Here is a 26,127-nt window from a genome sequence, read left to right on the forward strand (position 1 = left end):
CCAGCGCGGAGCTGAACACGTAGCCGAGTGCGTTGGTCGCCCAGTGGAGTCCCATGGGGGCGAGCAGGCTGCCGGTGCGGTGTCGCAGGTAGCAGAAGAGGCAGCCTGCCGCGGCGGTGAGGAGTACGGCGCCGAGGGTGGCCAGGACGGTGCCGAGGGCCGTATGCCCGAAGAGCGAGCCCACGGCCTGGTTGGAGTCGGTGAGATGGAGCGACGGGAGGATGTGCCAGAGACCGAACAGCACGGAGGAGAACACGGTGGCCGCGACGGCGCCGCGGGCGCGCAGCACGAGTCCGTAGAGCGTCCCGCGGAAGGCGACCTCTTCCAGCAGCACCGTGCCGATCGGCACCTTGATCAGCACCCGGGCGACGACCTCCGCGCCGCTCAGTCCGCTTGCCCTCTCGTCCTCGAACAGCCCGCGGGTGACGGGCAGCGCCGCCGCACACAGGTACACCGCCGCGACGATCCCGACCAGGGCGAGCGCCCAGCGCAGTCCGCGGCCCAGCGTGTCCCGGGAGAGTCCGAGGTCGGCCCAGCCGCCACCGGCCCGGAACGTGATCGCGATCAGCGCGGCGGAGGCGATCGCGGAGGTGAGCACGATCCAGGACGGCGCCCACCGGTTGTTGACCAGGTTTGTGAGCACCAGCAGCGTGACGGCGCCCACGAGCGCTGTCGCGGTGGACGTCCGGCCGCTGTGCCTGCGCTGCGAAAGCTCTGTCACCTCAGTCGCCCTCGATGTGAAGCATCGGTCCTCAAGGCGTCGGCTACCCCTGACGCGTCGCCACCACCATCCGGCAGCGCGGGCTGCCGTCGTCCCTGCTGCCGAACTCGGGGAGTGTGTGCAGGTCCACGACGAAGCCGGCGCGGATCAGTTCGCGGCGTACGTCGCTGAGGCGGAAGGCGCGGTAGTACATGACGAACGGGGGGCGCCACACCGCGTTGCGTACGCGCATCGCCGTGTCGAAGGCGAGCAGGGCCCAGTAGCCGGGAGAGCTCGGGCGGGCCGGGGCCACGACGGGGAAGGCGAACCGTCCGCCGGGCCGGAGCACCGAGTGCACCTGGGAGAACAGGCCCGGCAGTTCGCGCGGCAGGAAATGGCCGAATGCCCCGAAGCTCACCACCAGGTCGAAGGCCGGGCCGAATGGCAGGGCGCGGGCGTCGCCGCGTACCCAGGCGACCGGAGGCCTGGCGGGACGCGTCCGTTCGCGGGCCACGGCGAGCATGCCCGCGCTGATGTCGACGCCGGTGATCCGCTCCCGGCACACCGTGCGCAGCACGTCGATGCCCGCGCCGGTGCCGCAGCACAGATCGAGCCCGCTGTCGAACGGTCCTATCCGCTCCAGCGCCCGCGCGACGGAGCGCAGGACCGGGTCCGGCGTACGGAACGGGGTGTGGTCGAACTTCGGCGCGAGCAGGTCGTAGCCGTGCTCGACGGACGACAGCGCCTGAACGGCGAGCTCGCGGAACGTGGGGCCCTGCGGGGTGAACATCGAGGTCAGCTTAGCCAGGCACGAGCGCGCTGTGGTTCACAAAGGGCCTGTCGCCCCTTTGTGAACCACAGCGCGCTTGGCTGAAGCCCTCAGCTCCCCAGGCGGAGGCCCGCGAGCCAGATGTCGGGCTCGACCGGCCCTTTGCCGCCCGGTGCACCGGGCGGCAGGGGGCGACGGCGCAGGTGGAGGAGCGAGCGAATCTTCTTGGTACGGCGGGTGGGAACGGTGGCGGTCATGGGATCCTCCAGTGTCGTGTGGGTGCTTTCACCCCACCGACGAACACCCCCTACGCCGATCGACTCTCCGCGAGCCGTTTCTCGAGAAATCGCCGCTCGGCGTCGTTCTCCACCAGTTCCAGCGCACGCGCGTACGCCTCGGCCGCCTCCGCCGTCCGCCCCATGCGCCGCAGGAGATCCGCACGGGTGGCGGGCAGCAGGTGGTACCCGGCCAAGTCGCCCGCCTTCTCCAGTTCGGCCAGCAGGGCCAGCCCCGTCTCCGGTCCCTCGGCCATGCCGACCGCCACCGCACGGTTCAGTTCCACCACCGCGGAGGGCACGAAGCGCCTCAACTCCCCGTACAGCGCGGCGATATCGGCCCAGTCGGTCTCCTCTGCCGTGGCGGCGGTGGTGTGGCAGGCGGCGATGGCGGCCTGGATCTGGTACGGCCCTGGCCGGCCGCGGCGCAGGGCGGTCTCCAGCAGGGCGGCGCCCTCGTCGATCGCGGCGCGGTCCCATGCCGTACGGTCCTGGTCCTCCAGCGTCACCAGTTCGCCCGCCGCGTCCACGCGTGTGCCGCGCCGGGCGTCGTGCAGGAGCAGCAGCGCGAGCAGGCCGAGTGCCTCGGGCTCGTCGGGCATGAGCCGGGCCAGTACGCGGGCGAGGCGGATGGCCTCCGCGCACAGGTTCGTACGCACCAGATCGGCGCCGGACGTGGCGGCGTACCCCTCGTTGAACAGCAGGTACACGACGCCGAGTACACCCGTCGTGCGCTCGGGCAGCAGGTGGGCGGGCGGCACGCGGTACGGAATTCCGGCGTTACGGATCTTCCGCTTGGCCCGCACCAGGCGTTGCGCCATGGTCGCCTCGGGTACGAGGAAGGCCCGGGCGATCTCGGGGGTGGTCAACCCCGCGAGGGTACGCAGGGTCAGGGCGACCCGGGCCTCGATGGGCAGTGCGGGATGGCAGCAGGTGAAGATCAGCCGCAGCCGGTCGTCCGTCACCCCGCTGTCGTCCTCGTCGTCCGGGTCGTACGGCCCGTCGTCCCGCGCCAGCACCGCCACCTCCCGCAGTTTCGCCGCTCCGACCGCCTCCCGGCGCAGCACGTCCAGGGCGCGGTTGCGGGCGGTCGTGGTCAGCCAGGCGCCGGGGCGGCGCGGGACTCCGTCGCGCCGCCACCGGTCCAGGGCCTGCGCGAAGGCGTCCTGCGCGCATTCCTCGGCGAGGTCCCAGTCACCGGTCACCCTGATCAGGGTGGCGACGACCTGGCCCCATTCCTCACGGAAGGCGGCGGCCACCGCCTCCTCGACATCGTTCACTTCACTCCCAGACCGGCCGCACCTCGACGGAGCCGCCGCCGAGTGCGGCGGGATGCTTGGAGGCGAGCGCGATGGCCTCGTCGAGGTCGGCGACCTCGATGATGTCGAAGCCCGCGACGTACTCCTTGGACTCCACGAACGGCCCGTCGCTGAGCAGCACTTCGTCGCCCTGGACGCGCACGGTGGTGGCGTCGGTGGACGGTCGCAGCCGCGCGCCGCCCTTCACCACACCACTGGAGCGCACCTCGTCGATGTACGAGGTGAAGTCCGGGTGCTCGGCGAGCTCCTCGGGACTGAGCTCCGGGCCGCCGACCGGGGTGCAGATGAACATCACGTACTTCATGACCGGGTCTCCTCTACGCCTGCGTCGAACGGGACCGACAGGTGCTGGTGGACGATCAGCCAGCGGTCGCCCGCGGCGCGGTAGCCGGTGGTCACCCGTACCGTGCTGTCCAGCGGCTCCCCTGTGGTCAGCGTGGCGCGCATCCGGACGAGCGCGTGACTGAACGCGACGCTCTCGTCCACCCGGACACGGAGGTCGAGCACATCACGGCTCACGGGTCCGGTCACGGTGGAGAACCACCACTCCTGGGCCTTGCGGAAGGCGTCGATCCCGCGCTGCTCCAGGCCGGTCATGGGGTGGAAGACCTCGACGTCGGGCGCGTACAAGGCCGCCATCCGATCGATGTCCCGCTCGCGCGTGGCCCGCGTCATCTCGTTGTCGAGGCGGCGGATCTCTCCTTCGGCGTCCTCGTCCTCCCAGAACGCGCGCACCTCCATGGCCCCGATGGTCGCCACGGGGTGCTTCGCGGCCGCCTCGATGGCCTCCTCCATGGTGTCGCACTCAAGGATGTCGTACCCGGCGACGTACTCCTTCGTCTCCGCGAACGGCCCGTCCGTGCGCAGCACTTCACCGCCGCGCACCCGTACGGTGACCGCCTCGGCGGGAAGCCGCAGCCGGTGGCCGTGCAGCCGCACGCCCTTCTGGGCGCTCAGCTCCTCGACCCATGGTTCGACGGGTGCCATGCCGGAGGCGTCGGCGGTGTCGTCACCGCAGACCAGCAGCATGTACTTCATGATTCCTCCCCGGTATTCATGAGGTTCTGACACCTCACCGACGAACGGGCCGGCGCCGGATCGACACCTCCCCATGATTGCCTTGCCGGACGGCAGCCACATCCGAGAGTCCTTCCCGCCCGGCGCCCGTCCACGGTTGGATAGGACCATGACCGACGAGCACGAGCGGATGATGCGCGCCAACCAGGCCAACTGGGACGCCCGTACCCCCGTCCACCTCGCCAGCCGGTTCTACGGCCTCGACACCTCCCTCGACCCGGAGCGCTGGTTCGCCGCCTGGGAGTGGGAGGACCTCGGCGAACTCGCCGACCGCGACGTGCTCCACCTCCAGTGCCACCTCGGCACCGAGACGATCGCCTTCGCCGGGCGCGGCGCCCGGGCGGTGGGCCTCGACATCTCCGAGGCATCGGTCAAGGCCGCGGCCGACATCGCCGGGCGGGCGGGCGCCGACGTCGAGTACGTACGGGCCAATGTGTACGACGCCGTCGAGGCCCTCGGCGGGCGGCGGTTCGACATCGTCTACACCGGCAAGGGCGCTCTGTGCTATCTGCCCGACCTGGACCGCTGGGCAGCGACGGTCGCCCAACTCCTGCGTCCGGAAGGCCGGTTGTACATCGCCGAGTTCCATCCCCTCCTCAACTCCCTGGGCCCCAAGCCCGCCGAGGGCGAGGGTTCCGAACTCCTGCTGCGTCACGACTACTTGGGGCGCGGGACGGCCGTGCACCGCAGCGGCAGGTACACGTACACGGACGGCCCGCCCGTGGAGGGCGCGACCGACAGCTACGAGTGGATGCACGGCCTCGGCGAGGTCGTGGGCGCCCTGGTCGGAGCCGGTCTGCGGATCGAGCGGCTGCGGGAGAGCGACGAACTGCCGTGGCCCCGCTGGCCCGAGATGAGCCGTACCCCCTCCGGCTGGTGGCGCCTGCCGGACAGTTCCCCGCGCATCCCGCTCCTGTACGGGCTCCTCGCCCGCCGCTGATCAAAATCCCCCTGTGCTACGGTTGTTCTAGCACCTGTGTACGCCCCTTCTCGGGCGCCGGTGCTGGTCTCATCTCAGTCAGCTGATCCGCCCGTCTCTTCCCGACCGGCGAAGCAGCTTCTCAGCACCACCTCTCTTCTTCACGTACGGCCATGGGCGTTCCGCCCACCGCACGAGAGGTGATGTCTCCGCCGTACCAGGGCGTGACCATGCCGCCCTGTCATTCGGCCTCTCCCCCTTCATGACCTCATGAATTCGTCCGCGAAAGGACCCACCCACATGACCACCACACTCGAACGCCCGCCCACTTCGCACACGCAGGAGCAGGCCACCGGCGTACTCGACATCACCTCCAACGGGCAGGGCCATCTGCGCACCGCAAGCTGCCTGCCCGAGTCCACCGACCTCCAGGTCTCCCCCGCGCTGATCCGCCGGTACGGCCTGCGCAAGGGCGACCTCGTCGAAGGCGTACGCGGCAAGCAGCGCGCCCTCACCGGGATCGAGCGGGTCAACGGCCGCAGGCCCGAAGAGCTACGCTCTCGCCCGCATTTCCGTGACCTCACCCCGCTGCACCCGCGCGAGCGGCTGCGGCTCGAACACCCGGCGGGCGGTCTGACGACCCGGGTCATCGACCTGGTCTCGCCGGTCGGCAAGGGTCAGCGCGGCCTGATCGTCGCCCCGCCGAAGACCGGCAAGACGGTACTGCTCCAGCAGCTGGCCGCCGCCGTGGCCGGCAACCATTCCGAGTGCCATCTGATGGTGGTGCTGCTCGACGAGCGCCCCGAGGAGGTCACCGACATGCGGCGTTCCGTACGCGGTGAGGTGCTGGCCTCGACCTTCGACCGGGGGCCGAAGCAGCACATCGCGCTCGCTGAGCTGGCCGTGGAGCGGGCCAAGCGGCTCGTCGAGGCAGGCCAGGACGTCGTGATCCTTCTGGACTCGCTGACCCGGCTGTGCAGGGCGCACAACAACGCTGCCGCCGCCGGTGGCCGCACCCTCAGCGGCGGTGTCGACGCCGCCGCGCTCCACGGACCCAAGCGGCTCTTCGGCGCCGCGCGCCTCGCCGAGGAGGGCGGCTCGCTCACGATCCTCGCCACGGCCCTGGTGGAGACGGGCTCGCGTGCCGACGACTTCTACTTCGAGGAGCTCAAGGGCACCGGCAACATGGAGCTGCGCCTTGACCGCACGCTCGCGTCCAGGCGGATCTTTCCGGCCGTCGACATCACCCCGTCCGGTACCCGCCGTGAGGAACTCCTGGTTCCCGCAAGCGAGTTGGCGGCGGTACGAGGGCTGCGGCGCGCCCTGCACTCCCGCGGGGACACGCAGGCGGGGCTCGAAACCCTGCTGGAGAGGATGCGGGAGACACCGGACAACGCCACGTTTCTGCGGCAGGTCCAGCCAACCGTGCCCGGCGGTCGGTGAGCCTCTGCCGCATGGCAGTGCCCGATGCTCGATGAGCCGCTGCGGCATCCGGGTGCTCGATGCCGTGGCTCGGCCCTGATAGCCGAGGATGCGACCTGGGCGTTCCTACGTTTGCGGAATGACCATCGGATTCTCTTACCGCGTCGCCGTTTGCTGCTCCGCTGCCTGTGTGGTCGGCGTGCTGACCTGCGCGCCGAGCCCTGCCGTGGCACGTACAGGGGCCGACGTCTCCGCCAAACCCACCAGGGTCGAGCCGAGCCCCGTCGCCTCGCGGCCGACAGGGCTGCACCGGTCCGGGACGCAGGTACGGCTCAGGGGCGGAGCGCCCAAGGTGCCCTACGGCCTCTCCGCCCGGTCGTGGCTGGTGGCCGACGCGGGCACCGGTGAGGTGCTGGCCGCACACAACGCGCACCTCAAGCTGCCGCCTGCGAGCACCTTGAAGGCTCTCTTCGCGGTGACCGTGCTGCCGGGGCTGCCCGCGGCGGTCCAACACACCGTCACGGAGCGGGAGTTGAAGGGGGTCGGGGACGGCAGCAGCCTGGTCGGCGTCGAGCCGGGGCACACCTACCGCGCCTCCGACCTGTGGCGCGGGGTCTTCCTCAACTCGGGCAACGACGCCGTGCGTGTCCTGGCCGAGATGAACGGCGGCTGGCGTGCCACGGCCGCCCAGATGCAGGCCAAGGCCCGCGCGCTCGGCGCCCGCGACACGCGGGTTGTCTCGCCCGACGGGTACGACACGCCGGGCCAGGTGTCGTCCGCGTACGACCTGGCGGTCTTCGGGCGGGCCGGGCTGCGCAACGCGGAGTTCGCGCGGTACTGCGCCACGGTGACGGCCAGATTCCCGGGCAAGGGCTGGTCGTACGACATCCAGAACACCAACCGGCTGCTGACCGGAGCCGACGGAGTCGAGCCCTACCGAGGGCTCGTCGGCGTCAAGAACGGTTACACCTCCAAGGCGGGCAACACACTCGTCGCCGCGGCGCGCCGGGGCGGGCGCACCCTCGTCGTGACGGTGATGGATCCTCGGGCGGGCGGCCCTTTCGCCGTCTACGAAGAGGCTCGCTCGCTGCTCGACTGGGGGTTCGGAACCGCCGGGCGTGTCGAGCCGGTGGGCTCGCTGGTGCCCTCGCGTGCCGTGCCGCAGGCGGGCCCTGCGCCGTTGCCCGCGGCCATGGTGGTCGCCGGCGGCTCCGACCGGTGGGCGGATGCGGGGGCGATCTCGGGGGCGGCCTGTCTGGGTGCGGGAGTCGTGGCCGTGGTGCTGCGCGGCAGATGGTTCACGCGCGTCTGACCGACGGGCAGTCCGAGCAGCAGACCGAGCGTGATCCACACGTAGATGTTGCTGCCGAGGAAGCCGTCGGCGCCGGACGCGTCGTCGAACCACAGCCACACCACGCTGCTGCACAACAGCATGTACGACACGCCCGCGGCCCACAGCAGCCGCCGGCGCCTCAGCCCCGCCTCGACGAGGATCGCGAAGGACGGCAGCAGCCACACGAGATGGTGCACCCAGGTGATCGGGCTGACCAGGCAGGCGACGAGCCCGGTCAGGGCGAAGGCGCCCATCAGGTCGTCGGCGGCGATGGCCCGGTGGGCGCGCCAGGCCCAGACGCCGAGGACGGCGAGAGCGGCCAACGCCCAGGCGATGCGGCTCGGTTCGGCGGGGTCGGCGAGCCGGGCCAGTACGCCTTGCAGGGACTGGTTGGACACGTAGTCGAGGCGGCCGATGCGGGTCGTGTCCCAGACGGCCTCGGTCCAGTAGAAGCGGGAGGGCTCCGGTGCCGCCCAGGCCGCGAGGGCGGTGGCGCTCGCGGCGACGGCCGCCGCGACCGCGGCGGCGCGGGGGCGCCGGGCGAGCAGCAGCAGAACGATGAAGATCGCGGGCGTGAGCTTGATCGCGGCAGCGAGTCCGATGCCCACGCCCGCCCAGCGGCCCCGCCCCGTGGACAGCAGCCAGGCGTCGCCGAGGACAAGGGCCAGCAGCAGAAGGTTGACCTGGCCGAAGCTGAAGGTGTCACGGGCGGGTTCGAACATGGCCAGCACGCAGAGAACCAGGGCGAAGCCGAACCAGCCGTGCCGGCGCAGCTCGCGCGGCGCCAGAATGCCGAGGACCACGGCCGTCGCCGCGAGGTTGAGGAGCAGTCCGACAGCGATCGCGGCGTGCAGTCCGAGGAGCGCCATCGGCACCATGCTGACCGCCGCGAAGGGCGGGTAGGTGAAGCCGTACGTCGTCCCCGGCACGTGGTAGTCGTAGATACGGCCGCCGTGATGGATCCAGGCGTCGATGGCCCCGTGGTACACCCGCAGGTCGAACCAGCCGCGCAGGAGCGGCACGGTCGCGGTGAACAGCGTCACGGCGGCGACGAGGACCAGTACGAAGGCGAGCCGCCCCCGTTCCGTACGCGGAAGCCTCATGCGGTCCGCTCCAGGACCGGCGCGTTCGCCGTCTGGTGGGCCTGCCAGAGCACGACCACCGCGAGCACGCCGCCCGACACGGCCAGGACCAGCTGTTCGAGGTCCGGCGGGCTGCCGCTGGGCAGGACGCCGAGTGCGAGCACTCCGGTCACGGCGGCGACCCGGTGGCGTACCGACGTGCTGGGTGCCGCCGCGGCGATGAGGAACAGGCCCCACAGGGCGTACCAGGGCCGGATCGCCGGACCGAGAACGGCCACCGTCGCCAGGCTGAGGCCGAGTGCGTAGACGGGACTGAGCCGGGGGCGGCGCAGCCATATGGCGAGAATGACGACGACGGTGACCACGAGTCCGAGGGCGTGCCAGGCGGGCAGGGCGAGGGGCGCGAGGTCGCTGCCCAGGTCCTCCAGCAGGGAGCCTGTCGCGCGGCCGAGGACGCTGGTGGGCGACCAGTTGTGCGGTGAGATGGGCGTCTTGAGCGCGCTGATCCAGCCGTATCCCGTACCGGCGACGGCGGTTGCGGCGACGGTGGTGGCGAGCGCGGCGGTCGCCGTGGTCACCGTGGCCTTCAACAGGCTTCGCCCCGCGCGTACTTGGAGAGCTACGACGGCTGCGAGGCCCAGTACGGCGGGGACCTTGACCAGGGCGGCGAGCGTGACGAGCACGGCGCCGAGGACGGGCCACCGGCCGAGCGCGGCCACCAGCCCGATGCCGAGCAGCCCGAGCATGATGGCGTCGTTGTGCGCGCCGGCGACGAGATGCAGCAGCACAAGCGGGTTGAGCGCGCCGAGCCACAGCGCGGCAGCCGGGTCGGCGCCGCTGTGCCGGGCGAGCCTCGGCAGGGCGGCGGCCATCAGCGCCACGCCGAGCACTGCGACCACCCGCATCCCGAACAGCCCGGCCGGTACTTCGCCCCGCGTCAGCCCGGAGAGCGCGGAGGCGACGGCGAGAAAGGCGGGACCGTACGGCGTCGCGGTGTGCTGCCACACGGGCGCCACCTCGTCGGCGAGCGGCCCGCCGAGCCGTGCGGGGCCGTGGGTGTAGACGTCGATGTGCGCGTCGACCATGGCGCCCTGCGCGAGGTAGCTGTACACGTCCCGGCTGAACAGCGGCGGTGCGAGCAGTAACGGCGCCGCCCACACTCCCAGAACCACCAACAGGGCGCGCGGAGTCGGCGGTTCGGGCCGCCGGATCACCCGCCCCAGCAGGGCCCAGGCGGCGATCAGCAGCACCACCCCGAAGTACACACCGACCAGGCCGAGCGCCGCCCGCGCCGAGGCCGGGGCCAGCAGCTCCCGCACCGGCAGGGCCCCGGCCGTCTCACCCCCCGCCGCGAGAAAGCCCGAACCCGCGAGTCCGAGCAACTGACAGCGACGCAGATCGACGGAGAAACCCATGGCCAACACTCGGGAAGCGTGTCAACGCCGAGTGGCCGGAAGGCGACACGCGTCTCTCTGATCGGCAGCCGCCGTGTGACCGCCGTCTGACCGAACGGCAACCACCCCTCAAATCCACCTGAGAACAACCGCCTCAGAACACGGACAATCCCGTCAGCGTCGTGAAACGCTCAAGCGCCGCGACGCCCGCCACCGAGTTCCCCCGTTCGTCCAGGCCCGGGCTCCACACGCACAGCGTGCAGCGGCCGGGGACGACGGCGATGATGCCGCCGCCGACGCCGCTCTTGCCGGGCAGGCCGACCCGGTACGCGAACTCGCCCGCGGCGTCATACGTGCCGCAGGTCAGCATGACCGCGTTGACCTGCTTGGCCTGACTGCGAGTCAGCAGGCGTGTGCCGTCGGCGCGTATGCCGGGGCGGGCGAGGAATCCGGTGGCGAGGGCGAGGTCGGCGCAGGACGCCTCGATGGAGCACTGCCGGAAGTACTGGTCCAGGAGCACCGGGACCGGGTTGCCGATGTTTCCGTACGACGCCATGAAGTGGCCGAGCGCGGCGTTGCGGTCGCCGTGGGCGGCCTCGGAGGCGGCGACGTCCTTGTTGATGGCAAGCTGCGCGTTGCCGCTCTCCGCGCGCAGGAAGTCGAGGAGGGTGCCGGCCGCGTCGTCGGTCTGGGTGTGGAGGCGGTCGGTGACGACGAGGGCGCCCGCGTTGATGAAGGGATTGCGCGGGATGCCGTTCTCGTACTCCAGCTGCACCAGCGAGTTGAAGGGATTGCCGGAGGGCTCGCGTCCGACGTGCTCCCACAGGGCGTCGCCTCCGCCCGCCAGGACGAGGGCGAGGGTGAAGACCTTGGTGAGGGACTGCGCGGAGAACGGCTGCCGCCAGTCCCCCACGCCGTGCACCGTGCCGTCCAACTCCGCGACGGCCATGCCGAACCGACGCGGGTCGCATGCCGCGAGCGCCGGGATGTAGTCGGCGGGCCGACCACGTGCGGGCATGTTTTCGATCTCGGCGGCGATGCGGTGGAGGACCGGCTGGAAGGCCGGCGACGACGTGGACATTGCCATGATCACCATTCTGCCGGTTGTGGGTGGTTGCTCGCGCCGTCCCCCGCGCCCCTTGGGGTGCGTGGGTGGGTCGGGGCCGTGGGCCGGTGCGTCAGCCCGTCGCAGGCCGGGCGTACGACCCTGGCCTGGTACAAGGCCCTGGTTCTCCGAGACCGAACCTACGCGACGGGCATACGACGCACCGGCCCACGGCCCCTCCCGCCGGGGGGAGGCTGCGGGGTTCGTCGTGGCTGGTGAGCATGGTGGCGGGCGGTTCCGGGAGCGCCCCTTCAGGGGCGCGGGGAACTGCGCGACCAGCCACGACGGACCCGCAGCCGCGACACGACGTGTCACCCCCCACCCCCTTGCGGGGGGGCCTGGGGGCGCAGCCCCCAGTTTCGGGAAGGGGCGGGGCTGGGGAAAGAAACCCTCCCGCACCCGACCACACACGCTTTCAGCCCGCCTGGGACCCCGCCAGCACCTCCGGCCGCAGCAGCGCGGCAAGCCGGTCGGGGGGCAACAGCCCCTTTTCCAGGACGAGTTCGGCAACTCCGCGCCCCGTGGCGAGGGCCTCCTTCGCAATGCCGGTGGCCGCCTCGTACCCGATGTACGGGTTGAGCGCGGTGACCAGGCCGATGGAGTTCTCGACGGCCTCGCGCAGCACGTCCTCGTTGGCCGTGATCCCGGCGACGCAGCGCTCGGCGAGCGTCAGGCAGGCGGCGCGCAGATGCGTGATGCTCTCCGACAGAGCGTGCAGGATGACCGGCTCGAAGGCGTTGAGCTGAAGCTGTCCCGCCTCCGCGGCCATCGTGATGGTGACGTCGTTGCCGATCACCTCGAAGGCGACCTGGTTGACGACCTCGGGGATCACCGGGTTGACCTTGCCGGGCATGATGCTCGAACCGGCCTGCACCGGCGGCAGGTTGATCTCGTTCAGCCCCGCGCGCGGCCCGGACGACAGCAGCCGCAGGTCGTTGCAGCTCTTCGACAGCTTCACCGCGATCCGCTTCAGCACCCCGGACATCTGCACGAAGGCCCCGCAGTCCTGCGTGGCCTCGACCAGGTTGGCGGCGGTGACCAGCGGCAGCCCGGTGATCTCCGCGAGATGCCGGCGCGCGGCCTCGGCGTATCCGGCGGGCGCATTGAGCCCGGTGCCGATCGCGGTCGCGCCCAGGTTGATCTCGTGGATCAGCTCGACCGCCTCGGCGAGCCGGCTGCGGTCCTCGTCCAGCATCACCGCGTACGCCGAGAACTCCTGACCGAGCGTCATCGGCACCGCGTCCTGCAACTGCGTACGCCCCATCTTCAGCACGTCACGGAACTCGACGGCCTTGGCGGCGAAGGTGTCCTGCAGGACCGCCATCGCCTGGAGCAGCCCGCGCACCGCGAAGATGGTGGCGATGTTGACGGCGGTCGGGTAGACGTCGTTGGTCGACTGGCCGAGGTTGACGTCCTCGTTCGGGTGCAGGAACTCGTACGCGCCCTTGGGGTGGCCGAGAAGCTCCAACGCCCGGTTGGCGACGACCTCGTTGGCGTTCATGTTCGTCGAGGTCCCGGCGCCGCCCTGGATGACGTCGACGACGAACTGGTCGTGCAGCTTCCCGTCCCGGATCTCCTGGCAGGCCTCGACGATGGCGGCCGCCTTGCGGGGCTCCAGCAGTCCGAGCTCCTCGTTGGCGCGGGCGGCGGCCTCCTTGACGGCGGCCAGGGCGTCGATCAGATGCGGGTAGGCGGAGATCGCGGTGCCCGTGATGGGGAAGTTCTCCCTGGCGCGCAGGGAGTGGATGCCCCAGTACGCCTCGGCGGGGACGTCACGGTCGCCGAGCAGGTCGTGCTCGCTGCGGACGGTCATGTGAGTGCGGCTCTGCTTTCTCTAGATTCTGGAGATTCCGGAGAGGGCGGATCAGGCCTGCGTGAGCGGTTCCAGAGCGCGGGCGGGCCGGATGCTCCCGACCACCTCCCCGCCCCCGAACAACGGCGCCGACGCGAACTCGGCGAGCACGGCCGGGTCGACGCCACAGCGTGCGAGGGCGGCGGCGACCACGGGCAGCCGGGCCCGGTCCGCCCCGTCCGCGATCTTCACGGCGACCGCCCGCCCGTCGGGCAGCGCCGCGACGTGTACGCCCTCGAAGCCGTCCTTGGTGAGCAGCCCCGGCACGGCCCGCATCAGCGCGGCGACGTCGCGGCCGGAGCCGGACGCCATCTCGGCGTGCTCGCGCATCGCGTCGGCCACCCGCGCCTCGGGGGTGCCGGGCGGGGCGGTGGTGATCCGGGCGGCGGCGCGCGCGAGGCCGTGCAGCGAAATGGAGAACAAGGGCGCCCCGCAGCCGTCGACGGACACGTGCGCGATGGCCTGCCCGGTGAGGTCCTCGACGATCTCCGCGATCGCTTGCTGGAGCGGATGCGCGGGGTCGAGGTAGCCGTCGAGCGACCAGCCGCTGAGGTGGGCCGTGTACAGCATGGCCGCGTGCTTCCCGGAACAGTTCTGCGCGAGCCGCGACGGCAGCCGCCCCTCACGCACCCAGGCCTCCCGTACGACCGGGTCGTAGGGCAGGTCCGGCACATTGCGCAGAGCGTCCTCGGGGAGCCCGGCCTGCTCCAGGATCCGCCGCGTTCCGGCGAGATGCCGCTCCTCCCCGGAGTGACTGGCCGCGGTCAGCGCGAGCAGCTCCCCGTCGAGCGGCAGCCCGGCCCGCAGCATCGCCACCGCCTGTACGGGCTTGAGTGCCGAGCGCGGATAGAAGGCCGCCTCGATGTCGCCGATCTGCAGTTCCACGCGCCCGTCGGCACCTAGCACGACGACCGAGCCGTAGTGGATGCCCTCGATGACACCGCCGCGTACGAGGTGGGCGACGGGCGCGTGCAGCGGCTCCCGGACCGCGGGCGCCTCGGCGAGCGAACTGCCGTGTTGGGCAAGCGTGTTGAGGCTCACGCGTCGGCTCCGAACTTCCGTACGGCGGCCACCCGGCCCCGTACGCCGTACCATCCCGCCACCAGAGCCGCCACGATCAGCGGCAGACATAGCACCGTCGTACGTCCCGCTCCCCCGTCGGCGTACATCAGCACCAGCACAGAGGCGAGGAAGAACAGCGTGACGAGCTCGGTCCAGGGTGAGCCCGGCAGCCGGTAGCTGGGGCGCTCCAGCTCGCCGTCCTGGGTCTTCCGCCAGAACATCAGGTGACAGATCATGATCATGCCCCAGGTGGCGAGGATGCCGATGGCCGCGAAGTTCAGCACGATCTCGAACGCGTCGGCGGGGACGACGAAGTTGAGCCCGACGCCGAGTACACAGATAGCGCTGGTGAGCATGATCCCGCCGTACGGGACCTGGCTGCGGCTCATCACCGAGGTGAACTTCGGGGCCGAGCCGGACATCGACATGGAGCGCAGGATGCGGCCGGTGGAGTACAGGCCGGAGTTCAGCGAGGACATGGCGGCGGTCATCACGACCAGGTTCATCACGCCGCCCGCGGCCGGGATGCCGATGTTGGAGAGCACGGTCACGAAGGGACTCTCACCGGCGCTGTACGACGACCACGGCAGCAGCATCGACAGGAGCAGCACGGAGCCGACGTAGAAGAGACCGACGCGCCACATGATGGAGTTGATCGCCTTCGGCATGATCTTCTCCGGGTTCTCCGTCTCGCCCGCCGCGACACCGACCAGCTCGACGGAGGCGTACGCGAAGACGACACCCTGGACGATCAGCAGCATCGGCAGCAGGCCGTTGGGGAACACGCCGCCGTTGTCGCTGATCAGCGAGGGGCCGGGGGTGGTGCCGTCCACAGGCTGTTGGGTGACCAGCAGGAAGATGCCGATGAGCATGAAGGCGACCAGCGCGCCCACCTTGATGATCGCGAACCAGAACTCCAGCTCACCGAAGATCTTCACCGAGATCAGGTTCACGGTGAGCACGACGGCGAGCGCGATGAGCGCGATCACCCACTGCGGGATGTCGGAGAACATGCCCCAGTAGTGGGTGTAGGTGGCGACCGCGGTGATGTCGGCGATGCCGGTGGTGGCCCAGTTCAGGAAGTACATCCAGCCCGCCGTGTACGCGCCCTTCTCACCCATGAACTCCCGGGCGTACGACACGAAGGCGCCGGAGGAGGGCCGGTACAGGACGAGTTCGCCGAGGGCACGGACGACGAGGAAGGCGAAGATTCCGCAGACCGCGTAGGCGATGAAGAGGGAGGGGCCCGCGTCGGCGAGCCGTCCGCCGGCGCCGAGGAAGAGACCGGTACCGATGGCGCCGCCGATGGCGATCATGTTGACGTGCCGGGACTTCAGGGACTTGCTGTACCCCGCGTCTCCGGCGTCGACGTGAGCGGCCGGTTTCCGTATCTCGTCGTGGAGGGACTGCTCGCTCACGCCGGGGGCTCGCCTTCTGTGGGGGTGTCGGTGCTCTTGGGGCGATCGGGGCTTTGGGTGCCCTCGGGTCGCACGATCGCGGTGAGGGTTGTCTCGACGCGGTCGAGGTGGTGGGCCATGGCTTCGGTGGCGTCGTGCTCGCTGCCGTCGATCAACGCCTCGACGATCGCCCGGTGTTCGCGGTTGGACTGCTCGCGACGGCCGCCGAGTTCGTTGAGGAACGCCGACTGGCGGGCCAGCGCGTCACGGATCTCCTCGATGACGCGGCGGAAGACCGGGTTCTGCGCGGCCTGCGCGACGGCGAGATGGAAGAGCGTGTCCATGGCCACCCAGGCGGTGGTGTCGGTCTCGCGCTCCATCCGGTCGAGCAGGTGGGCGAGATGGTCGAGGTCCTCGGGCGTACGGCGCGCGGCCGCGTAGCCCGCGACGGGGATCTCGACATGGCGCCGGACCTCGATCAGATCGCTGGCCGCGTAGTCGCCGAAGGTGGGGTCGACGACCGGCCCGTTCGACACGACGAACGTGCCCTTGCCGGTACGGGACACGGTCAGGCCCATCGTCTGCAGGGCCCGCAGCGCCTCCCGCAGCACGGGCCGGCTGACCTCGAGACTCCGGCACAGCTCCGCCTCGGACGGCAGCTTGTCCCCGACGGCGTACTCGCCGCGCTCGATCGCACTCCGCAGATGACTGAGCACCGCTTCCATCGCGCTGACGCGACGCGGCACCGGGCCACCTGTCTGGCTGTCTGACAGGTTCACGGGGGTGATCCTGCGGGGAACAAGAGGTGACTGTCAAGGGTCCGGGACCGGCCCGCAGGTGAGCCGGCCGGCTACGCCCACAGAGCCTCAGCGACCGATATCCCGACAAATGCCGCGCCGAGCCCGGCGACCACGGACGCGATCACATTGACGGCGGCGTAGAACCGGGCCCCGTCCTCGGCCAGCCGCAGGGTCTCGTACGAGAATGTCGAGTACGTGGTGAGCGCCCCGCACAGGCCGGTGCCGAGCAGCAGCTGGACGTGTGAGGAGGCCGCGCCGGCCGCAGCCGCGCCTGTGAGTGTGCCGAGGATCAGGCAGCCGACGACGTTCACGGTGAAGGTGCCCCAGGGGAAGACCGTGTCGTGCCGGGACTGCACCGCGCGGTCGGTGAGGTAGCGCAGAGGCGCGCCGACCATTCCGCCGGCGATCACCAACAGCCAGTTCACGACGACTTCTTACCTTTCCCGCCCGCTACGGCGGGGTTTTCCTCGCGGCCGACGTACCTGATGACCTGGCAGTCGTCGAGGATGACGAGGCCCTCCCCCACCAGCTCGTCGAGCTCCGGCAGAAAGGCGCGTACGCGCTCCTCGGTGTCCACGATGACGATGGCCACCGGCAGGTCCTCGCTCAGCGACAGCAGCCGCGAGGTGTGGATCAGCGAGGACGCGCCGAAGCCCTCGATGCCCCGGAAGACGCTCGCGCCCGCGAGTCCCGCCGCGCGCGCCCGGTGCACGATCTGCGAGTACAGCGGTTTGTGGTGCCAGGTGTCGTTCTCACCGATGAAGATCGTCAGCCGTAGGGCCTCGCCGGTCAGTCTCGTCATCATCGCCGCCTCCATGCCAGCACCTTGCGGGCCGCCACCACCGCGAGCCACACCGCCACCAGCGCCGCGACCAGGGTGGCGGCGAGGTAGGCGAGGCCAGTCCGGGGGCGGCCCTCGTCGACCAGTTTCTGGATGTCGACGGCGTACGTCGAGAAGGTGGTGAAGCCGCCGAGGACTCCGGTGCCGAAGAAGGGGCGGACCAGCCGGTGCGCCGCCCACACGTCGCTGATCACGACCATGAAGACGCCGATCACGGCGCACCCGACGGCGTTGACCCAGAGAGTGGTCCAGGGGAAGGCGCCCGTCTGCGTGGGCCAGATCAGCGAGGCGCCGTAGCGGGCGGTCGCGCCGAGCGCGCCACCGGCTGCGACCACCGCCACGATCGGTGCCTGTCCGTGCCACACCGAAGGCCGCGGGACGGACGCGCCGAATTCCGCGGGTCCGTCCACCTTTTCGGAGTGGGGCACTGTCATGTGAACGTATGTCTCCTGGTCGTGGCAGGAGATCAGGCTAACGCTCCGTGGTTGGCAGACGTCTGCCGCCTCCGCTGCGATGTTCTCGGTACATGACGAAAGGCCCGCCCACGCGTGGAGCGTGGGCGGGCTTTCGATCAGCCGGGGTCAGTCAGTGCGTCACCGGTGGCTGAACCACGACATCGCAGGCAGCGCCCTGTCGTCGTAGCCGAACAGGGCCTGGTTCTCCCAGCCGTTGCCCGAGGACGGGTCGGTCGGGTCCCAGCCGTTGCCGTTCACCGCGGTCCAGGTGGACTCCCAGTAGAAGATGCCGAGGCCGCGGCCGTTCGGGACGGCCTCCACGATGCTCGCGATGTCCTTCATCCACTGCGTCTGCCCGGCCGTCGTGGCCGGGTAGCCGGACACCAGCTCACCGGTCGTGTTGATGATGTCCTCGTGCGCGTCCTCGCTGCCAAGACGGAACGGGTAGGCCGTCTCGGCGACGTAGACCGGCTTGCCGTAGCGGGTCGCCGCGTCGTCCAGGGTGGTCTGGAAGTCGTAGAGCGTGCCGTGCCAGTAGCCGTAGTACGACAGGCCGATGACGTCGAACTTCACACCGTTGGAGCGCGCGCTGTCGAACCACCAGCGGGTGCCCGCGAGGTCACCGCCCTTGGCGAGGTGCAGCGCCACGGTCGTGGACGAGTTGACCGCCTTGACCGCGTCGTAGCCGGAGTTGAGCAGCCCGGCGAGCTGGCCCCAGTTGTCGGTGGAGCCCTCGTTCCAGAGCATGCCACCGTTGATCTCGTTGCCGACCTGCACCATGTCGGCCGTGGTGCCCTGCGCCTTCAGGGCGCCCAGGACGTCGTACGTGTGGTTGTAGACGTCCGTCTTCAACTGGCTGTACGAGTGGCCGGACCAGGCGGCGGGCTTGGACTGGGCGCCGGGGTCGGCCCAGGTGTCCGAGTAGTGGAAATCGACCAGCAGCTTCATGCCCTGCGCCTTGACGCGCTTGGCCATCGCGAGGACGCGGGCCTTGTTGTTGTAGCCGTCGGCCGGGTTCACCCAGACCTTGAGGCGGGCGTAGTTCTGCCCGTTCGACTTGAGGATGGCGAGGGCGTCACCCGCGGTGCCGGAGCTGGTCCTGTAGACGCCGCCCTTGGCTTCGCTCTTGGCGAGTGACGAGACGTCAGAGCCCTTGATGGCCAGGCCGTTTGTCGTGCCCGAGGTGAACGTCAGGTCGTCGACGTTGATCCAGTTGCCCGCGTTTGCATCGGAGTTGATGCTGACCGTGCACTGGTTGTTCGTCACCGAGACGGGGACGACGATACGGATCCAGCCGCTGCCGGAGACCGGCAGATCGGTGCGCTGCTCGGCGCCTCCGCAGTTCTTGAGGGCTATGTAGGCGGACTTCTGCCCGCCGCCCGAGCGTACCCAGGCGGTGAGCTTGTAGTTCCCGTTGGTCAGCCCGGAGAGGTACTGGTAGGTCTCCACCTTGTACGCGGCGGAGGCGTAGTGCGACAGGCGGTAACTGCCGCTGCGGCCACCGGACTCCACGAACGAGGCGCCGGTGGAACCGTACTCCGACCAGCCGCTGGGTGCGGCGACGCCGGAGCCGTCGGACTCGAAGCCGACGTTCTGGAGCGTGCTCGCCGCCACTGCCGACTGTGCGGGCAGGGCGGTGAGGGCGAGTCCGGCTGCGAGCGGCAGCAGCAGGGCCTTGAGTGTGCGTCTGGGATGGAACATCGTCGTCCGTCGTCCCTTCGACGTGATGGGTATGGGGGGTGCCCCTCCTGATGGCGAGGGGAAGCCCCTCCGCCCGCGGCTCGTGTGCTCACACGGGTGGAGGGAGTCGGCTCAGCCGTCGAGTCGTACGACCCGGACGGCTCCCGCGGGAACCGCGAGGCGGCCCGCGGCGCGTTCGCCCGTCAGCAGCTCGGTGCCGTGTGCCTCCAGCGGCACCTTGGCGTCCGACGAGGTGTGGTTGATCGCGAAGAGGTAGGTGCCGGACTCGCCGGTGCGGCGCACCACTTCGACGTCGCGCGGCAGGTCGGCGCGCGGCGCGATGCGGGCGTCCTCGGCGGCCCAGCCCACGAGGGCGTCGAGGCCGTCGGACCCGAGGCGCGTGGAGACGTACCAGGCCGTGCCCTCGCCGAGCCGGTGCCGGGTGACCGCGGGGTGGCCGGCGGTGAGTCCGTCGGTGTACGTCCACACGGTCTCGGCGCCGCGCGGCACCACGAACTCCGACCACACGTCACCGGTGAGCTCGGAGCCGTCGGGCCCTGCGATCTGCACCCGGTCGCCCACCAGCAGCGGCGAGAACTCCTCGACGGTCAGGCCGAGTACGTCCCGCAGCGGGCCCGGGTAGGGGCCGTCGTGCACGGCGTCGTGCTCGTCGACGATGCCGGAGAAGTACGAGACGACAAGGGTGCCGCCGTTCTCGACGTACTCCTTGAGGTTCCGCCCGGCGGCTTCCGTCATCAGATACAGAGCGGGCACGACGACAAGGGGATAGGCCGACAAGTCGGCTTCCGGGTGGGCGAAGTCGACGGTGAGGTGGCGGTCGAAGAGGGCTTCGTAGAACGCGTCGGCGCGCTCGCGCGGGTCGTGGTCCTCGCTGGGGCGCCACTGGAGGGTCTGCGCCCACCAGGAGTGCCAGTCCCAGACAACGGCCACGTCGGCGACGGTGCGTGTGCCCTGCACCGGCGCCAACGCGCCCACGGACGCGCCGAGTTCGACCACCTCGCGCCAGACCCGCGAGTCCGTGCCCGCATGCGGCAGCATCGCCGAGTGGAACTTCTCCGCGCCGCGCCGCGACTGCCGCCACTGGAAGAACAGGGCACCGTCGGAGCCGCGGGCCACATGGCCGAGGGAGTTGCGGGCCATCTCGCCGGGGGCCTTGGCGGGGTTGCGGGGCTGCCAGTTGATGCCCGATGTGGAGTGTTCGAGCAGCAGCCAGGGGGCGCCGCCCGCGACGGAGCGGGTGAGGTCGGCCGCCATGGCGAGGTTCACATGGGTACGGCGGCCGTCGGTGATCAGGTAGTGGTCGTTGGTGACGAGGTCGACCTCGCGGCCCCAGGCCCAGTAGTCGACGGAGTCGCACTGGCTGAGGGCGGTCATGAAGTTCGTGGTGACCGGGATGCCGGGCGAGAGGCGGTGCAGGATGTCGCGCTCGGTCACGAAGTTCTCGCGCATGGTGGCGTCGGCGAAGCGCTTGTAGTCGAGCGCCTGGGCCGGGTTGCCGACCGTGGGGGTCACGCGGGGCGGGTTGATCTGGTCGAAGTCCGCGTACCGCTGGCCCCAGAAGGCGGTTCCCCAGGCCTCGTTGACCGCGTCGACCGTCTCGTACGTCGCGGCCAGCCAGCGGCGGAAGTGCGCGGCGCAGGACTCGCAGTAGCAGGCCGACACGGGGACGCCGTACTCGTTGTGCACGTGCCACATCGCGAGCGCGGGATGGTCGGCGTACCGCTCGCCGAGCTGTGTCGTGATGGCAGCGGCGGCCTCGCGGTAGTGCCGGTTGCTGTGACAGATGGCGCCGCGCGAGCCGAACTCGTAGCGCGTCCCGTCGGCGGCCACCGGCAGCGCCTCGGGGTGTGCGCGGTAGAACCAGGCCGGCGGCGCCACCGTCGGCGTACCGAGGTCGGCGCGTATCCCGTGCTCGTGCAGCAGGTCGAGGAGGCGGTCGAGCCAGCCGAACTCGTGGACCCCGGGTGAGGGTTCGAGCAGGGCCCAGGAGAAGATCCCGACACTCACCATCGTGACGCCCGCTTCGCACATCAGCCGGACGTCCTCGTGCCAGACGCTTTCCGGCCACTGCTCGGGGTTGTAGTCCCCACCGAAGGCGAGCCTGGTGAGGCCCTTGGGGGTGGTCTCCGGCATGGATCTCTCCCGGTTTATCGATCATTTGGGAACGTGCACACACAGCGCTGTCGGCGCGAGCCCAACATAACCGCACAGCAACAACCATTGACAAGTGTCCTGGATGTTTCTCTACTGTGAACGCTCACAGAAGCAGCACGGGCGAACCGAAGGGGCACGCCGGTGTCGAGGGTGCGAGCACGCGGAGGCCCGAAGGGCTGAGCACGGTCGTGCCCTCGACACCGGCTGAAGCGCCCCGGAGGCGAGCCGCGCAAGAAAAAGGGGCAGGCCTCCGCAGCAGGCGGAGACCACGGTCAGGGAGATACATCCATGCCACACACGAAGCTGCGTCGCCTCGTGACCATCTCGGTCGCCGTCACGCTCGGCGCCACCGCTCTTGCCGCCTGCGGCTCCTCCGACGACGACAGCGAGGCCGACTCGGGGCCGGTCTCGCTGACGTACTGGTCCTGGACGCCAGGCATGGACAAGGTCGCGGACCTGTGGAACAAGGGCCCGGGCAAGGACGAGCAGATCACCGTCACGGTGAAGAAGCAGGCGTCCGGCGACACCCTCGTCACCAAGATCCTCACCGCGCACAAGGCCAACAAGGCCCCGGACCTGGTGCAGGCCGAGTACCAGGCCCTGCCGACGCTGGTCAGCAATGACGCGCTCGCCGACATAGCCGGTGACGTCGGCGGCGTGAAGGACAAGTTCGCCGAGGGCGTCTGGCAGCAGACGACGCTGGGTTCGGACGCGGTGTACGCGATCCCGCAGGACTCCGGGCCGATGATGTTCTACTACCGCGAGGACCTCTTCAAGCAGTACGGCCTCCAAGTCCCCAAGACCTGGGAGGAGTTCGCGGAGACCGCCCGAGCGCTGAAGAAGAAATCCCCGGACACGGACCTCACCACGTTCTCCGCCAACGACTCCGGGCAGTTCGCGGGTCTCGCGCAGCAGGCGGGCGCCAAGTGGTGGACCACCGAGGGCGAGCAGTGGAAGGTCGGCATCGACGACGCGGCGACGCAGAAGGTCGCCGACTTCTGGGGCGGTCTCGTCAAGGAGGGCGCGATCGACAACCAGCCGATGTACACGCCGGCCTGGAACAAGGCGCTCAACACCGGCAAGCAGATCGCCTGGGTGAGCGCGGTCTGGGCACCCGGCACCCTGACGACCGCCGCGCCCGACACCAAGGGCAAGTGGGCGATGGCCCCGCTGCCGCAGTGGTCGGCCGGGGAGAACGTGACGGGCAGCTGGGGCGGCTCCTCCACGGCCGTCACCACGGACTCCAAGAACAAGTCGGCCGCCGCGAAGTTCGCCTCCTGGCTGAACACGGACCCGGCAGCGCTGACCGCGCTCGCGAAGGAAGGCGGCATCTACCCGGCCGCCACGACCGCGCAGACCAGTGGCGCGTTCACCGAGCCACCGGCCTTCTTCTCCAACCAGCCGGACTTCTACACCCAGGCCTCCGAGATCGCGAAGACCACGGCGCCCTCGGCATGGGGTCCGAACGTGAACGTCGCGTACACCACCTTCAAGGACGCGTTCGGCAAGGCTGCCAAGGACAAGTCGGACTTCGGTACCGCCCTCACGAAGATGCAGGACGACACGGTCGCCGACATGAAGAAGCAGGGCTTCGAGGTCGCGGAGTGACCAGCGCACGCCGGAAGTCGTACGGGGTCAAGGGGGCCCCGTATGCCTTCCTCCTCCCCGCAACGATTCTCTTCGCCCTCTTCTTCGCCCTGCCCATCGGTTACGCGGTCTGGCTCAGCCTCCACAAGGTCCAGGTCAAGGGCCTGGGCCTGGGCTCGGGCGCCCGCAGCGAGGTCTGGGCGGGCCTGGAGAACTACACCGACGCCCTCACCGACTCCGAGCTGCTCGGCGGAGCGCTGCGCGTGCTCGGGTACGGCGCCATCGTGATCCCGGTGATGCTCGGGCTCGCGCTGCTCTTCGCGCTGATGCTCGACACCGACCGGGTCCGCCTCGCGCCGTTCACCCGGCTCGCGATCTTCCTGCCGTACGCCATTCCCGGCGTCGTCGCGGCGCTGCTGTGGGGCTTCCTGTACCTGCCGGACGTCAGCCCCTTCTACTTCGTCCTCGACAAGCTGGGGCTGCCGCAGCCGGACCTGCTGGACGGCGGGGGGCTGTACGCCGCGCTGTCGAACATCGCGGTGTGGGGCGGCACCGGCTTCAACATGATCGTCATCTACACCTCGTTGCAGGCGATCCCGGCCGAGGTGTACGAGGCGGCGAAGCTGGACGGTGCGACTCCCCTGCAGATCGCGCTGCGGATCAAGATCCCGATGGTGGCGCCCTCGCTGGTGCTGACCTTCTTCTTCTCGATCATCGCGACGCTCCAGGTGTTCAGCGAGCCGACAACCCTCAAGCCACTCACCAACTCCATCTCCACGACCTGGAGTCCGCTGATGAAGGTGTACCAGGACGCCTTCCAGAACGGCGACATCTATTCGGCGGCCGCGACCGCGGTGATCATCGCCTTCGTCACGCTCCTCCTGTCCTTCGGCTTCCTGCGAGCCTCGAACTCCCGTACCAAGCAGCAGGGGGAAGCACGATGAGTTCTCTTGCCGTCCATAAGGCCGCTCCGGCCGCGGGCACGACGCCCGGCACCGCCCAGGGGCCGCCGCTGCGGCGCCGGATCGCCTTCGTCCCGACGGTCACGCTGCTGCTGGGTGCGATCTACTGCCTGCTGCCCGTGGCCTGGGTGCTGATCGCGGCGACCAAGTCGGGCCGTGAGCTGTTCTCGACGTTCACGTTCCTGCCGGGCACGGGCTTCGCCGAGAACGTGAAGGACCTCAACGCCTATCGTGACGGCGTCTACTGGAAGTGGATGGGCAACTCCGCTCTCTACGCGGGCCTGGGCGCCCTCCTGTCGACAGCCGTCTCCGCGCTCAGCGGCTACGCCCTCGCGATCTACCGCTTCCGTGGCCGCGAGACGGTGTTCAACATCCTGCTGGCGGGTGTGCTGATGCCGCCGGTGATCCTGGCGATCCCGCAGTATCTGCTGCTGGCCAAGGCCGACTTGACGGATTCGTACGCGTCGGTGCTGCTGCCGCTGATCCTCTCGCCGTACGGCGTCTACCTCGCTCGCATCTACGCCACCGCGGCCGTGCCGAGTGATGTGGTCGAGGCCGGGCGGATGGACGGGGCGAGCGAGTGGCGGATCTTCACGCGGGTCGCGCTGCCGATGATGGTGCCGGGTCTGGTGACCGTCTTCCTGTTCCAGTTCGTGGCGGTGTGGAACAACTTCCTGCTGCCGTACATCATGCTCAGCGACGACGAGAAGTTCCCGATCACGCTGGGTCTGTTCACGCTCCTCGAACAGGGCTCCAACACCCCGGCGTTGTACACGCTGGTGATCACGGGAGCTCTGCTCGCGGTGATCCCGCTGATCGCGCTGTTCCTGGTCATCCAGCGGTTCTGGAGCCTCGACCTGCTGTCCGGGGCCGTAAAGTCATGACCATGCACTCGACGGGGGGCCGGCGGAAGCCGCCGACGATCCATGACGTGGCGCGCGAGGCGGGAGTCTCGCGCGGCACCGTCTCCCGCGTACTCAACGGCGGGCACTATGTGAGCCCGGCAGCGCAGGAGGCGGTCAACGCGGCCATCCGCAGGACGGGTTACGTCGTCAACCGGCACGCCCGCTCGCTGATCACCGGACGCTCGGACTCGATCGGTTTCCTGCTCACCGAACCGCAGGAGAGGTTCTTCGAGGACCCCAACTTCAATGTGCTGCTGCGGGGTTGCACACAGGCGCTGGCCGCGCACGACATTCCGCTGCTGCTGATGCTGGCCGGTACGGAGGACGAACGGCGGCGCATAGCGCGGTACATCACCGCGGGCCACGTAGACGGGGTGCTGCTGGTCTCCAGCCACTCCGGCGACCCGGTCGCCGAGCAGCTGCGGGAGGCGGGGGTGCCGCTGGTCGCCTGCGGCAAGCCCATCGGCCTGGGTTCCAAGGTGAGTTACGTGGCCGCGGACGACCGGGACGGCGCCCGTGACATGGTGCGTCATCTGCTGTCGCTCGGCCGTCGGCACATCGGCGTGGTGACTGGTCCGCTGGACACACCGGGTGGTGTCGAACGGCTCGCGGGCTACCGGGAGGTGCTCGCCGAGGCGGGCATCGAGATCGACGAGCGGCTCATCGTCTCCGGCGACTACAGCCGCTCCAGCGGTGAGGCGGGCGCCGAGCGACTCCTCGCCCAGGTGCCCGAGATGGACGCCGTCTTCGTCGCCTCCGACCTGATGGCCCAGGGCGTACTGGCCGTGCTTCAGCGGTCCGGTCGCCGGGTACCGGACGATGTCGCGGTCGGCGGCTTCGACGACTCCCCCGCCGCGACGGCCGCGAGCCCGGAGCTGACCACGATCCGTCAGCCCTGGGACCGCATCAGCGCGGAGATGGTGCGCGTACTGCTCGCCCAGATCGGCGGCGAGGACCCGGCGGCGGTGATCCTGCCGACGGAGCTGGTGAAGCGCCGGTCGACCTGAGACACGGGC

At 70.1% G+C, this 26,127-nt stretch carries 24 protein-coding genes and 1 pseudogene; 7 read left to right on the plus strand and 18 right to left on the minus strand.

Annotated features, from left to right (window positions below; all coding sequences use genetic code 11):
• The 6 genes from ACYVO6_RS18760 to ACYVO6_RS18785 form a co-directional block, all read right to left on the minus strand.
• Nucleotides 1-721, minus strand: a 721-nt coding sequence (locus ACYVO6_RS18760; RefSeq protein ID WP_461062534.1) for a lysostaphin resistance A-like protein, incomplete at its 3' end; no start/stop codon positions are given.
• 43 nt (nucleotides 722-764) lie between these two features.
• Complete coding sequence (locus tag ACYVO6_RS18765; protein ID WP_461062535.1) at nucleotides 765-1,490, minus strand: class I SAM-dependent methyltransferase; 726 nt, start codon at nucleotides 1,488-1,490, stop codon at nucleotides 765-767.
• 89 nt (nucleotides 1,491-1,579) lie between these two features.
• Nucleotides 1,580-1,726, minus strand: a complete 147-nt coding sequence (locus tag ACYVO6_RS18770; RefSeq protein ID WP_461062536.1) for a hypothetical protein — start codon at nucleotides 1,724-1,726, stop codon at nucleotides 1,580-1,582.
• A gap of 50 nt (nucleotides 1,727-1,776) precedes the next feature.
• Nucleotides 1,777-3,024 (minus strand): RNA polymerase sigma factor, encoded by a 1,248-nt coding sequence (locus ACYVO6_RS18775; protein WP_461062537.1) that lies wholly within the window; start codon nucleotides 3,022-3,024, stop codon nucleotides 1,777-1,779.
• A 1-nt stretch (nucleotide 3,025) separates the two neighbouring features.
• A complete protein-coding gene (locus tag ACYVO6_RS18780) occupies nucleotides 3,026-3,367 on the minus strand; it encodes a YciI family protein (RefSeq protein ID WP_352369364.1) in 342 nt (113 codons plus the stop codon).
• Complete coding sequence (locus tag ACYVO6_RS18785) at nucleotides 3,364-4,101, minus strand: SgcJ/EcaC family oxidoreductase (protein WP_461062538.1); 738 nt, start codon at nucleotides 4,099-4,101, stop codon at nucleotides 3,364-3,366. The genes ACYVO6_RS18780 and ACYVO6_RS18785 overlap by 4 nt, the downstream gene beginning before the upstream one ends.
• 148 nt (nucleotides 4,102-4,249) lie before the next feature.
• On the opposite strand from ACYVO6_RS18785, the gene ACYVO6_RS18790 reads away from it, so the two are divergent.
• From ACYVO6_RS18790 to ACYVO6_RS18800, 3 genes and pseudogenes are all read left to right on the plus strand, one after another.
• A complete protein-coding gene (locus tag ACYVO6_RS18790) occupies nucleotides 4,250-5,080 on the plus strand; it encodes a class I SAM-dependent methyltransferase (RefSeq protein ID WP_461062539.1) in 831 nt (276 codons plus the stop codon).
• 249 nt (nucleotides 5,081-5,329) lie between these two features.
• Nucleotides 5,330-6,502, plus strand: a complete 1,173-nt coding sequence (gene rho, locus ACYVO6_RS18795) for a transcription termination factor Rho (RefSeq protein ID WP_461062540.1) — start codon at nucleotides 5,330-5,332, stop codon at nucleotides 6,500-6,502.
• 118 nt (nucleotides 6,503-6,620) lie between these two features.
• Nucleotides 6,621-7,511: pseudogene (locus ACYVO6_RS18800) on the plus strand (D-alanyl-D-alanine carboxypeptidase family protein); the annotation flags it as partial.
• 38 nt (nucleotides 7,512-7,549) lie between these two features.
• Here the strand turns inward: ACYVO6_RS18800 and ACYVO6_RS18805 are convergent.
• The 12 genes from ACYVO6_RS18805 to ACYVO6_RS18860 form a co-directional block, all read right to left on the minus strand.
• Nucleotides 7,550-8,917 (minus strand): glycosyltransferase 87 family protein, encoded by a 1,368-nt coding sequence (locus tag ACYVO6_RS18805; RefSeq protein WP_461062541.1) that lies wholly within the window; start codon nucleotides 8,915-8,917, stop codon nucleotides 7,550-7,552.
• A complete protein-coding gene (mptB, locus tag ACYVO6_RS18810) occupies nucleotides 8,914-10,311 on the minus strand; it encodes a polyprenol phosphomannose-dependent alpha 1,6 mannosyltransferase MptB (protein ID WP_461062985.1) in 1,398 nt (465 codons plus the stop codon). Before mptB ends, ACYVO6_RS18805 begins: the two co-directional genes overlap by 4 nt.
• Nucleotides 10,312-10,444: 133 nt before the next feature.
• A complete protein-coding gene (locus ACYVO6_RS18815) occupies nucleotides 10,445-11,386 on the minus strand; it encodes a glutaminase (protein WP_461062542.1) in 942 nt (313 codons plus the stop codon).
• 424 nt (nucleotides 11,387-11,810) lie between these two features.
• Nucleotides 11,811-13,208 (minus strand): aspartate ammonia-lyase, encoded by a 1,398-nt coding sequence (aspA, locus tag ACYVO6_RS18820; RefSeq protein WP_461062543.1) that lies wholly within the window; start codon nucleotides 13,206-13,208, stop codon nucleotides 11,811-11,813.
• A 51-nt stretch (nucleotides 13,209-13,259) separates the two neighbouring features.
• Nucleotides 13,260-14,288 carry an asparaginase gene (locus ACYVO6_RS18825; protein WP_461062544.1) on the minus strand — a complete coding sequence of 343 codons (1,029 nt, stop codon included), beginning with the start codon at nucleotides 14,286-14,288 and terminating at the stop codon, nucleotides 13,260-13,262.
• Nucleotides 14,285-15,727, minus strand: a complete 1,443-nt coding sequence (locus ACYVO6_RS18830) for an amino acid permease (RefSeq protein ID WP_461062545.1) — start codon at nucleotides 15,725-15,727, stop codon at nucleotides 14,285-14,287. The genes ACYVO6_RS18825 and ACYVO6_RS18830 overlap by 4 nt, the downstream gene beginning before the upstream one ends.
• Nucleotides 15,724-16,485, minus strand: coding sequence for a FadR/GntR family transcriptional regulator (locus ACYVO6_RS18835; RefSeq protein ID WP_461062546.1), 762 nt, complete (start codon nucleotides 16,483-16,485; stop codon nucleotides 15,724-15,726). The genes ACYVO6_RS18830 and ACYVO6_RS18835 overlap by 4 nt, the downstream gene beginning before the upstream one ends.
• Nucleotides 16,486-16,556: 71 nt before the next feature.
• A complete protein-coding gene (gene crcB / locus ACYVO6_RS18840; RefSeq protein ID WP_461062547.1) occupies nucleotides 16,557-16,931 on the minus strand; it encodes a fluoride efflux transporter CrcB in 375 nt (124 codons plus the stop codon).
• Nucleotides 16,928-17,308 (minus strand): DUF190 domain-containing protein, encoded by a 381-nt coding sequence (locus tag ACYVO6_RS18845; RefSeq protein WP_461062987.1) that lies wholly within the window; start codon nucleotides 17,306-17,308, stop codon nucleotides 16,928-16,930. Before ACYVO6_RS18845 ends, crcB (ACYVO6_RS18840) begins: the two co-directional genes overlap by 4 nt.
• Complete coding sequence (gene crcB, locus ACYVO6_RS18850; protein ID WP_461062548.1) at nucleotides 17,308-17,781, minus strand: fluoride efflux transporter CrcB; 474 nt, start codon at nucleotides 17,779-17,781, stop codon at nucleotides 17,308-17,310. Before crcB (ACYVO6_RS18850) ends, ACYVO6_RS18845 begins: the two co-directional genes overlap by 1 nt.
• A 159-nt stretch (nucleotides 17,782-17,940) precedes the next feature.
• Entirely contained in the window at nucleotides 17,941-19,503 is a 1,563-nt protein-coding gene (locus ACYVO6_RS18855) for a glycoside hydrolase family 53 protein (protein WP_461062549.1), read from the minus strand.
• Nucleotides 19,504-19,614: 111 nt separating this feature from the next.
• Nucleotides 19,615-21,636 carry a beta-galactosidase gene (locus ACYVO6_RS18860; protein WP_461062550.1) on the minus strand — a complete coding sequence of 674 codons (2,022 nt, stop codon included), beginning with the start codon at nucleotides 21,634-21,636 and terminating at the stop codon, nucleotides 19,615-19,617.
• 309 nt (nucleotides 21,637-21,945) lie between these two features.
• Between ACYVO6_RS18860 and ACYVO6_RS18865 the strand changes: the two genes are divergently transcribed.
• Genes ACYVO6_RS18865 through ACYVO6_RS18880 form a run of 4 tightly spaced genes read left to right on the plus strand, consistent with a single transcriptional unit; the run spans nucleotide 21,946 to nucleotide 26,118 of the window.
• Nucleotides 21,946-23,265 carry an ABC transporter substrate-binding protein gene (locus ACYVO6_RS18865; protein ID WP_461062551.1) on the plus strand — a complete coding sequence of 440 codons (1,320 nt, stop codon included), beginning with the start codon at nucleotides 21,946-21,948 and terminating at the stop codon, nucleotides 23,263-23,265.
• Nucleotides 23,262-24,188: a carbohydrate ABC transporter permease gene (locus ACYVO6_RS18870; RefSeq protein ID WP_461062552.1), complete on the plus strand. Its 927-nt coding sequence runs from the start codon at nucleotides 23,262-23,264 to the stop codon at nucleotides 24,186-24,188. Before ACYVO6_RS18865 ends, ACYVO6_RS18870 begins: the two co-directional genes overlap by 4 nt.
• Nucleotides 24,185-25,090: a carbohydrate ABC transporter permease gene (locus ACYVO6_RS18875; protein WP_461062553.1), complete on the plus strand. Its 906-nt coding sequence runs from the start codon at nucleotides 24,185-24,187 to the stop codon at nucleotides 25,088-25,090. Before ACYVO6_RS18870 ends, ACYVO6_RS18875 begins: the two co-directional genes overlap by 4 nt.
• Nucleotides 25,087-26,118 carry a LacI family DNA-binding transcriptional regulator gene (locus ACYVO6_RS18880; protein ID WP_461062554.1) on the plus strand — a complete coding sequence of 344 codons (1,032 nt, stop codon included), beginning with the start codon at nucleotides 25,087-25,089 and terminating at the stop codon, nucleotides 26,116-26,118. The genes ACYVO6_RS18875 and ACYVO6_RS18880 overlap by 4 nt, the downstream gene beginning before the upstream one ends.
• The last annotated feature ends 9 nt before the right edge of the window (nucleotides 26,119-26,127 follow it).

The organism is Streptomyces pseudoechinosporeus, assembly GCF_054783935.1.

What these genes read in the sequence shown, in the direction of transcription:
- ACYVO6_RS18815 (WP_461062542.1), bottom strand. Translation starts at nt 11,386, where the DNA reads ATGGTGATCATGGCAATGTCCACGTCGTCGCCGGCCTTCCAGCCGGTC.
- ACYVO6_RS18845 (WP_461062987.1), bottom strand. Translation starts at nt 17,308, where the DNA reads ATGACGAGACTGACCGGCGAGGCCCTACGGCTGACGATCTTCATCGGT.
- ACYVO6_RS18765 (WP_461062535.1), bottom strand. Translation starts at nt 1,490, where the DNA reads ATGTTCACCCCGCAGGGCCCCACGTTCCGCGAGCTCGCCGTTCAGGCG.
- ACYVO6_RS18770 (WP_461062536.1), bottom strand. Translation starts at nt 1,726, where the DNA reads ATGACCGCCACCGTTCCCACCCGCCGTACCAAGAAGATTCGCTCGCTC.
- ACYVO6_RS18875 (WP_461062553.1), top strand. Translation starts at nt 24,185, where the DNA reads ATGAGTTCTCTTGCCGTCCATAAGGCCGCTCCGGCCGCGGGCACGACG.
- ACYVO6_RS18790 (WP_461062539.1), top strand. Translation starts at nt 4,250, where the DNA reads ATGACCGACGAGCACGAGCGGATGATGCGCGCCAACCAGGCCAACTGG.
- ACYVO6_RS18780 (WP_352369364.1), bottom strand. Translation starts at nt 3,367, where the DNA reads ATGAAGTACGTGATGTTCATCTGCACCCCGGTCGGCGGCCCGGAGCTC.
- mptB (WP_461062985.1), bottom strand. Translation starts at nt 10,311, where the DNA reads ATGGGTTTCTCCGTCGATCTGCGTCGCTGTCAGTTGCTCGGACTCGCG.
- ACYVO6_RS18865 (WP_461062551.1), top strand. Translation starts at nt 21,946, where the DNA reads ATGCCACACACGAAGCTGCGTCGCCTCGTGACCATCTCGGTCGCCGTC.
- crcB (WP_461062548.1), bottom strand. Translation starts at nt 17,781, where the DNA reads ATGACAGTGCCCCACTCCGAAAAGGTGGACGGACCCGCGGAATTCGGC.
- ACYVO6_RS18880 (WP_461062554.1), top strand. Translation starts at nt 25,087, where the DNA reads ATGACCATGCACTCGACGGGGGGCCGGCGGAAGCCGCCGACGATCCAT.
- aspA (WP_461062543.1), bottom strand. Translation starts at nt 13,208, where the DNA reads ATGACCGTCCGCAGCGAGCACGACCTGCTCGGCGACCGTGACGTCCCC.
- rho (WP_461062540.1), top strand. Translation starts at nt 5,330, where the DNA reads ATGAATTCGTCCGCGAAAGGACCCACCCACATGACCACCACACTCGAA.
- ACYVO6_RS18805 (WP_461062541.1), bottom strand. Translation starts at nt 8,917, where the DNA reads ATGAGGCTTCCGCGTACGGAACGGGGGCGGCTCGCCTTCGTACTGGTC.
- ACYVO6_RS18785 (WP_461062538.1), bottom strand. Translation starts at nt 4,101, where the DNA reads ATGAAGTACATGCTGCTGGTCTGCGGTGACGACACCGCCGACGCCTCC.
- ACYVO6_RS18855 (WP_461062549.1), bottom strand. Translation starts at nt 19,503, where the DNA reads ATGTTCCATCCCAGACGCACACTCAAGGCCCTGCTGCTGCCGCTCGCA.
- ACYVO6_RS18860 (WP_461062550.1), bottom strand. Translation starts at nt 21,636, where the DNA reads ATGCCGGAGACCACCCCCAAGGGCCTCACCAGGCTCGCCTTCGGTGGG.